Annotated in this window: 5 protein-coding genes; all 5 read left to right on the top strand. The window is 71.1% G+C overall.

The annotated features are described in order from the left end of the window. The first annotated feature begins 24 nt into the window (after positions 1-24). The 5 genes from AB8Z36_RS27615 to AB8Z36_RS27595 all read left to right on the top strand — a co-directional run bounded on the left by AB8Z36_RS27615 (position 25) and on the right by AB8Z36_RS27595 (position 5,817). On the top strand, positions 25-870 hold the full coding sequence (locus AB8Z36_RS27615) for a carbohydrate ABC transporter permease (protein ID WP_369216095.1): 846 nt from the start codon (positions 25-27) through the stop codon (positions 868-870). Next, entirely contained in the window at positions 871-1,734 is an 864-nt protein-coding gene (locus AB8Z36_RS27610) for a carbohydrate ABC transporter permease (protein ID WP_369216094.1), read from the top strand. Positions 1,735-1,879: 145 nt separating this feature from the next. Then, the gene (locus AB8Z36_RS27605; RefSeq protein ID WP_369216093.1) at positions 1,880-2,533 is read left to right on the top strand and encodes a hypothetical protein; all 654 of its coding nucleotides are present in this window, start codon (positions 1,880-1,882) and stop codon (positions 2,531-2,533) included. Next, positions 2,521-3,552, top strand: a complete 1,032-nt coding sequence (locus AB8Z36_RS27600; RefSeq protein WP_369216092.1) for a hypothetical protein — start codon at positions 2,521-2,523, stop codon at positions 3,550-3,552. Before AB8Z36_RS27605 ends, AB8Z36_RS27600 begins: the two co-directional genes overlap by 13 nt. Before the next feature lie 21 nt (positions 3,553-3,573). Continuing rightward, complete coding sequence (locus tag AB8Z36_RS27595) at positions 3,574-5,817, top strand: serine/threonine-protein kinase (protein WP_369216091.1); 2,244 nt, start codon at positions 3,574-3,576, stop codon at positions 5,815-5,817.

Raw genomic sequence — 5,817 nt, 5'->3', positions numbered from 1 at the left:
ACCGCAGCCCGCACCCGGCGCGGCCTGGCCAGGGCCCTGCCCGTCTCCCCCGCCGTCGTCCTGCTCGTGCTGTTCCTGGCCGGGCCGATCGGCTACTGCGCGTACATCGCCTTCACCGACCTCCAGCTGACCGGCCAGGCCGAGTCCAGCTTCGTGGGGCTGGACAACTTCCGCGAGGCGTTCGGCGACGAGCGGTTCCTCAACGCGGTCTGGCTCACCCTCGTCTTCACCGTCCTGTCCTCCCTGATCGGCCAGAACGTCCTCGGCCTCGCCCTCGCCTCCCTCATGCGGCGCGCGTCCAAGCCGGTCCGCACGGCGACCGGCGCGGTCGTCATCACGGCGTGGGTCCTGCCGGAGGTGGTGGCGGGCTTCCTGCTCTACGCGTTCTTCCGCCGCGAGGGCACCTTGAACGCGGTCCTCGACCTCCTCCATCTCCCCGGCCAGAACTGGCTGTTCACGCTCCCGATCCTGGCGGTCTCCTTCGCCAATGTCTGGCGGGGCACGGCCTTCTCGATGCTGGTCTACTCCGCGGCCCTCGACGAGATCCCCCAGGAGATCACCGAGGCCGCCGAGGTCGACGGCGCGGGCGGCTGGCGCCGCATGTGGCACATCACGCTGCCGATGATCCGCCGCTCGATCGGCACGAACCTCATGCTCAACACCCTCCAGACGCTCTCCGTCTTCGGCCTGATCTGGGTGATGACACGCGGCGGCCCGGGAAACCGCAGCCAGACGCTCCCTCTCTTCATGTACGAGCAGGCCTTCCAGAAGAGCATGATCGGCTACGGCACCGCCGTGGCCCTGCTCCTCCTTCTGGTGGGTTCGCTCTTCTCCCTCGTCTACATGCGCCTGCTGCGTACGGAGGTCTGAGTGTCCGCCATCAAGACCACCAGGGCCGCGCGCACGCCGCGTTCCCGCCGTACGCGACACCGCCTCGCGGCCGACGCGGGCCTCCTCGTCGTGGCGGCGGCGTTCGTACTCCCTCTCGCCTGGGTCGTCCTCTCCTCCTTCGACCCCAAGGCCGACCTGCGCGTACGGCTCCCGGACGGCCTGACCCTGGACAACTACGACAAGGTCCTCACCCCGGAGATCACCTTCACCCCGCTCCTGAACAGCTTCCTGCTGTGCGGCGGCGGCACCCTGCTCACGGTCGTCTGCGCGGCCCTCGCGGCCTACCCCCTCTCCCGCTACCGCTCGCGCCTGAACCGCCCCTTCATGCTGACGATCCTCTTCGCGACGAGCCTGCCGATCACCGCGATCATGGTTCCGGTGTACGCGCTGTTCGTGCGGGTGGACCTCATCGACACCATGCAGGGCACGATCTTCTTCTTCGCGGCGTCCCAACTGCCGTTCGCCATCTGGCTGATGAAGAACTTCATGGACGGGGTGCCGAAGGATCTTGAGGAGGCCGCCTGGACGGACGGCGCCTCGTCCTTCCAGTCCCTGCTCCGGATCGTCCTGCCCCTGATGGGCCCCGGGGTGGCCGTGGTGACCGTCTTCTCCTTCGTCATGATGTGGGGGAACTTCTTCGTCCCCTTCATGCTCCTGCTCTCCCCCGAGCAGATGCCGGCGTCGGTCAGCATCAACGACTTCTTCGGCAACAAGGGGACCGTGGTCTACGGCCAGCTCGCCGCGTTCTCCATCCTCTACTCGACGCCGGTGATCCTCCTGTACGTCCTGATCTCGCGCCGCCTCGGCGGAGGCTTCGCGCTGGGCGGCGCGGTGAAGGGCTGAACCGCACAGAACTGTGACATGACTTCGCGGCGATACGTCCTCCGCGCCCCTTTCGTACGCACACATCTCCCTGGTATCGGCTCCTGGACCGCACTAGCGTGCTGTATTCGCGCCACCTCCCCACACTCGCGCCCTGGAGCTGACAGTGAATCGCCCCTTCCGCCTCGCGACGGCCGCGCTGACCGTGTCCGCGGCCCTGCTGCTGACGGCCTGCGGCAGCGACGACAAGTCATCCGCCGACGAGAAGATCGCCGGAGCGGAGCAGGGGGGCGGTGACGAGAAGTCGACGTCCCCGAGCGGGCCCGCGGAGCGGGCGGCCGACCGCCCGAAGATCGAGCTCCCGTCGGACCTGACGTACGAGTTCGAGTGGACCAGGACGGGCGACAAGAACAAGGACGCGGTGCTGGCCGACAGGGAGCAGGCGATCCAGGCCGTCGACCTGGCCATCGCCGACAAGGCCCCGGCCCACAAGGCCCTGCGGTTCTACTACGAGGGTGACGCCGCCGCCAACGCGCAGAAGTACGTACAGGAGTACGTGAAGGCCGACGCCCGCACGACCGGGGCCTACCGCTACTACAAGGCGACCGTCACGGCGGACGGCGGCAAGGCGGGCCTCACGTACTGCGAGGACCAGAGCAAGGTCTACGACAAGTACCTCAAGAAGAACAAGGTCGACAAGGGACCTGCCACGAAGAACAGCTACGTGCTCTACGCCGCCCAGTTGTCCAGGAACGAGGCGGGCGTCTGGGTGACCACGAAGCTGACCGCGACTCGGGGGAGCGACACATGCCAGCCATGAAGCACAGGTCGATGGCGCTGATAGCCGTCGCGGCCATGACCGGAGTGGCGCTGTCCGCCACACCGGCGGCCGCCGAGAAGGGAATCGGCGGCGGGACCGAAGCACCGTCGACCGAGGTCTCCGGCGGCCAGGAAGGCGGCTCTCTGCTGGCCACCGCCGGCGGCATCAGCTACGACGAGTCCAAGAACGGCTCGGGCCCCAAGAGCGGCGTCATCGCGCCGACCGGCGACTACAGCCCGCCCCCCTGCTGGTACGGACCGACCTACACTCCCGCCCAGTTCAAGAAGGAACGCGAGGCGGTCTGGGCGGTGGACTCCACCGGCTATCAGTGGGACGCGGAGCAGCGCAAGCGGTACGTGGAGGGTGAGCCGTACAAGAACTTCAACCTCGACAAGGCCGGTAAGGGCTACTGGTGGACGGGGTTCCCGAACAAGACCTACCCGCCCGGCTGGGACAAGTGCGACAAGGAGACGTTCTGGGTCGACGAGAACGAGCCGCCGCCCGCGGACCTGCCCACCATCGACGCCGAGATCCTGGCGAAGCTCGCGTACGCGCGGATCCGCGTCCCCGGTACGAAGGTGTCCCTCGCCCCCGAGGCCGAGACCAAGGTGAATCTGCCCACCTGGGCCTGGCTGGACGGCGCGGAGTTCAAGCCGGTGTCGGTCACGGCGCGGGTGGACGTCCTGGACATCGAGGCGACGACGGTCGCCGAACCGGTCTCCCTCAAGATCGACCCCGGCACCCCGGACGCCGAGACCTACCCCGCCGGCGGGGTCTGCGAGATCGTGGACGGGAAGATCGGGCAGCCGTACGCGAAGGGGAGGTCCAAGGAGGAGCCGCCCTGCGGGGTGAGGTATCTGCGGTCCTCGGGCGACGGCTCGTACCCGCTGAAGGCGACGGTCACCTGGAAGATCCACTGGACCGGAACCGGCGTCAACGGCGAACAGGCGCTGCCCGACGGCGAGTTCGGCGCCGAGCAGGACGTCGTCGTCCAGGAGATCCAGGCCGTCAACCGCTAGCACGCCGAAGGGGGACGCGCCGTGCGAGGGCGGCTGTTGAGCGGGCGGTACGCGTTGCTCGCGCCCATCGGGGCGGGCGGCATGGGGCAGGTGTGGCGGGCGCGGGACACCCGCCTCGGCCGCGAGGTGGCCGTCAAGCTGCTCACCCCGTCCGCCGAGGCCGCCGAGGACGCCGAGGACGCCGAGGACGCCGAGGACGCCGAGGACGCCGAACGGCGGCAGCTCCTGGATCGCTTCCGGCGCGAGGCACGCGCCGCCGCCTCGCTCGACAGCCCGTACATCGTCGCCGTCCACGACCACGGCGAGGACGGCGGCACCCCGTATCTGGTGATGGCCCTCGTCCAGGGACGCTCGCTGGACCTGATCCTCCGGGAGAGCGTCCGGGTGCCGGTGGCGAACGCGCTGCGCTGGGCGGCGGACGTCTGCCGCGCCCTGCGCGTGGCCCACGCGGCGGGCGTCGTGCACCGCGACATCAAACCGGCCAATGTGATGGTCGCGCCGGACGGCACGGCGAAGCTCGTGGACTTCGGCATCGCCACGTTCATGGAGGGCGCCGGGGATGAGGCGCGTCTGACGCGGACGGGGCAGCTTCCGTTCGGCAGCGTGCCGTATCTGGCGCCGGAGCGGTTCCGCCAGGAGGCGGGCGACGGCCGCACCGACCTGTACGCGCTCGGCTGCGTGCTCTATGAACTCCTCGTCGGCAGGCCCCCGTTCACCGGGTCGGCGGCCGGAGTGATGTACCACCACCTCAACGACGCTCCGCTCCGTCCGGGCGCGGCCCGCCCCGAGGTGACCCGGCCGGTGGAGCGTCTGGTCCTCGACCTGCTCGCCAAGGACCCCGCAGACCGTCCGGCGGACGCGGCGGCGGCGCTGGCGCGCATCGAGGCGGCGGCGGGGCTCGGCACGGGGCCGCACGCGGGGACCCCGGAGCCCTCGGACGGCCTGCCGTCGGCGACACCCTCGGACGCCGTGCTGTCGGCGGCCCCTGCCGACGCCGTGCCGTCCAKGGCGGCGGGCCGGGTCGCGAAGGCGGACACCCGGCCCGCGCCCCTCTCCGGCGGCTCGCGGCGGCGGTCCGCACGGCGCCGTCTGCTGCCCGCGGCCCTGATCCTGGCCGTCGGCATCCCCGCGGGCCTCGGGCTCCGTGCCGTCATGGCGGCGGACGCCGACGCCGGTTCGCCGGGCGCGGCGGGGGACGGTGCCACGAAGGCCGTTCTTGAGATCGGCGTGGCCACCAGCTACCGGCATGTGGGCGCGGACCGGTCGGGCGACGCGTACGAGAGGTCGGAGTACCGGCAGTTCACCACGCAGCAGCGGCGCACCGTGGAGTCGGCGTTCAAGGAGACGCTGGGCGCCGGGGACAGGGGCCGCTTCCGGCTCGTCCCGGTCTCCGCGAACCCGGACACCAGCTCCCGCGCGTTGCTGGCGAAGCACCCGCGCATGCTGGCCGTGATCGGGGACACGGGCGACTTCGCCTGGGTGCACGACACCGACGAGGCGTTTCTGCCGGAGATCAGCACCTGTGCCGAGTACGCGCAGCCGGGCGCCGCGTTCGCGATCCCGGCCGACGAGGGCCGTCAGGGCGAGGCGATGGCCCGCTATCTCCGCTCCGAGACGGACGCGCGCCGCGTGCTCGTCGTCCAGGACAAGCTCTGGGCGGACCGCGCGGACGGCTTCGCGACGGGGCTGCGCGCGGGCGGGGTCTCCGCCGAGGCGCTCGACGTCGAGCCCGACGAAATCGAGCGGTCCCGGATACCGGCGCTGGCCACGGCCGCGCGTGCGGACGCGGTGGTGGTGCCCGTGGGCGAGCCGGTGCGGAAGTGGGCCGGCACGCTGCGGGCGAGCGGCTTCGACGGCCCCGTGCTCATGCAGGGGGACCCGGCGGGCCCGTGCGCCGACTCCGCGGAACGGGCGCGGGAGGAGGCGCGGGACAAGGGAATCCCGGCGGGCGTGCTCCGTACCCGCACGTACACGGGCGGCCCCGACGACAACTTGCCCGCCCGCGGCAACCAGGAGCTGTACGACGGCGCACTCGCCCTGGGGACGGCGCTCGGCGAGCTGCCCGCGCCGGGCACGGCCGCGTCCCTGCGCCGCACCCTGGACCGCGAGATCCAGAAGGTCTCCGTGAACGGCACCCTGCACGAGGTCTCCTTCGACAGGAGCCGCTCGGCCCGCGCGTGGCCGGTCTGGCTGGACCGCCGTGAGAAGGGCACCTGGAAGGAGACCGGCAAGGTCGTCAKGGATTTCGAGCCGACGCGGCCATGA

Origin of the sequence: Streptomyces flavofungini (assembly GCF_041028215.1) — a bacterium.
GTDB lineage: Bacteria > Actinomycetota > Actinomycetes > Streptomycetales > Streptomycetaceae > Streptomyces > Streptomyces flavofungini_B.
Note: the sequence above shows the minus strand (reverse complement) of the source record. Positions and strands in the feature narration are given on the sequence as shown.

Excerpts from the sequence above, each read along its gene's own strand:
- AB8Z36_RS27600 (WP_369216092.1), top strand. The coding sequence starts at position 2,521 with ATGCCAGCCATGAAGCACAGGTCGATGGCGCTGATAGCCGTCGCGGCC.